This window comes from Hominimerdicola aceti (assembly GCF_025567495.1).
Classification (GTDB): domain Bacteria; phylum Bacillota; class Clostridia; order Oscillospirales; family Ruminococcaceae; genus Hominimerdicola; species Hominimerdicola aceti.
In genome coordinates, this window is the sequence record NZ_JAOQJZ010000032.1 from 1 (window position 1) to 1,883 (window position 1,883).

Consider the following 1,883-nt stretch of genomic DNA (forward strand, 5'->3'; position numbering starts at 1 on the left):
GATTTGATTTCCATTAATATCGGTGTATACTCTTTTTCCTGTTAAAGTTGTGTCTTCAATCCTAAAGTAATTACCATCTGTATCATATACTAATTGTTTTCCCGTTTTAGGATTATTATATATCTCCTTGCCGCTAAAAGCTGTGAAACTTTTTCTTGGTTGCTTGGCATTTTCACACCTCCGTTATTCTATATTTTTTACATTGATTTTCTGTAGTTATGATTTTTTCGCCGTTTATAACTAAAAGTTTAGAAAATAAAATTGTTATGAATTCATAATAATTTTCGCCGACCAATAATATAAAAACAAGCTCAGAATATCTCATCGGTCCATTTTACTTCATCAAGTAATTGCCCTGTGTCAATCCAATTATGTATAATTTTTAAACCTATCTCATACGGAATAAGATACTTATTCGACATTAAAGAGTAGTCGCCAAAATAAAATAACGTTTCACCACTTGAATTTTCATCGCCTATTGCAGTAAGTTGAATTTCAAAATCATCGGATTTATAGCAAACTATCGTTTTCTGAGTAATACCAATACTCATTCTTCCTATAGAATCAATAACTATATCTACCCCAAATGGTGATGTGAATATATCTTTTGTTTCTTCTTTAATATTATTAAGCTGTTGTTCCAAGTCAGTTATTTCTTTTTTTATATCATTATATCCATCTATACAATACTCTATATACGCTTTATACATTTTTACTCCTTTCAAAACTCTATAAGTTTCCATCTAGCTGTTCCAGATTTGAATTGCCAAATAGTCTCAACGCCAAATTCATTAGGAAAATGAACATTAAGAGTTGAATTCTCCGGAAGTATTTTATTTAAGTTGAATCTGCACATAGCACCAGTTGAACAAGGCGGTTTGTTAATATATAAATTGGCTGATGTAATACCTTCTTGACGCATAATAGCAGCTGCATGCCCTTCAACATGTTGTCGGATAATGATCAAGGTCATAACCTATTCTATCGTTCACAGTGTGTGTTTCATTAAAGATTTCAATGAAATAAAAATAAGATGCTGACAACCCATTCCTTATAAATCGAATCCATAATTATTAGTAAATTTCACCTTTATTATTGTTTGGCACTAATAAAAGAGGTCATTCTATTTCAAACCATTTCCATGGCTGCGTTTCATCATCACGAAAAGCGCCGCATCCTAGAGGAAGATCACATAATTCACCAATAGAAGAATCAATCTGCTCCATTTCCGAAATCGATATTATAGCAGCACTTTCTTCACCAACGTCCTCTCCGTCCAGAAATTCCCACATTCCATCTTCTTTATCATGGAAAACTAAAACTACTTTCTTTTTTTTGTTAATAATATCTACAGTTGTTATTACCATTGTATTTTCATCAATATCAAACATAATTTTTCCTCACTTATTTGATTTAAAAATATTTTCTTCTCTTGATAAAACCTGTGCATTAGAATAACTATTACTTTCTCCAATGCTTCTTGGCTTTATGTGGTCAATTTGAACTTCCAATGGATCTGGCGTTACGTTTAGCTTACTTTGAGTTGCAGGAACAAGTTCTTTTCCTGACATATCAGATTTTATTTTTCCGCCATTTCGTCTCATATTTTCTTGTATTATCTGTCTTTTTTTGAGCCTTTGTAAACTTTTTCCCTTCACCTACATATTTTGAATCTTTTAGATTAGAATAATCACTAGCATTATGCACCAACACGCCCAATGTACAAACATGATAAGTATGGAAATCCTCTACTTGAAAATTATACACCTTAACAGAATCATCTGTCAACTCGACATCAAAATTTTCAACTAAAAGAACATTTCCGTTTACATCAAGAAGTTCATCACCAACTATTAGTTCTCCTGCTTTGATAAAGCCTTGAT

The 1,883-nt window shown here is 31.7% G+C and carries 5 protein-coding genes; all 5 read right to left on the reverse strand.

The window, feature by feature from the left end:
* Positions 1 to 311: 311 nt before the first annotated feature.
* The gene (locus OCV57_RS14215; RefSeq protein ID WP_147338157.1) at positions 312 to 743 is read right to left on the reverse strand and encodes a hypothetical protein; all 432 of its coding nucleotides are present in this window, start codon (positions 741 to 743) and stop codon (positions 312 to 314) included.
* Positions 722 to 973, reverse strand: a complete 252-nt coding sequence (locus OCV57_RS14450; RefSeq protein WP_394804296.1) for a DddA-like double-stranded DNA deaminase toxin — start codon at positions 971 to 973, stop codon at positions 722 to 724. Before OCV57_RS14450 ends, OCV57_RS14215 begins: the two co-directional genes overlap by 22 nt.
* A gap of 145 nt (positions 974 to 1,118) precedes the next feature.
* Positions 1,119 to 1,391 carry a hypothetical protein gene (locus tag OCV57_RS14220; RefSeq protein ID WP_267302083.1) on the reverse strand — a complete coding sequence of 91 codons (273 nt, stop codon included), beginning with the start codon at positions 1,389 to 1,391 and terminating at the stop codon, positions 1,119 to 1,121.
* Between the two features lie 9 nt (positions 1,392 to 1,400).
* Positions 1,401 to 1,571: an HNH endonuclease domain-containing protein gene (locus OCV57_RS14225; protein ID WP_267302084.1), complete on the reverse strand. Its 171-nt coding sequence runs from the start codon at positions 1,569 to 1,571 to the stop codon at positions 1,401 to 1,403.
* Position 1,572: 1 nt separating this feature from the next.
* Positions 1,573 to 1,883 (reverse strand): HINT domain-containing protein (locus OCV57_RS14230; protein ID WP_267302085.1); only part of this gene is annotated, 311 nt, incomplete at its 5' end.

What these genes read in the sequence shown, in the direction of transcription:
- OCV57_RS14215 (WP_147338157.1), bottom strand. Translation starts at nt 743, where the DNA reads ATGGAAACTTATAGAGTTTTGAAAGGAGTAAAAATGTATAAAGCGTAT.
- OCV57_RS14450 (WP_394804296.1), bottom strand. Translation starts at nt 973, where the DNA reads ATGACCTTGATCATTATCCGACAACATGTTGAAGGGCATGCAGCTGCT.
- OCV57_RS14220 (WP_267302083.1), bottom strand. Translation starts at nt 1,391, where the DNA reads ATGTTTGATATTGATGAAAATACAATGGTAATAACAACTGTAGATATT.
- OCV57_RS14225 (WP_267302084.1), bottom strand. Translation starts at nt 1,571, where the DNA reads ATGTCAGGAAAAGAACTTGTTCCTGCAACTCAAAGTAAGCTAAACGTA.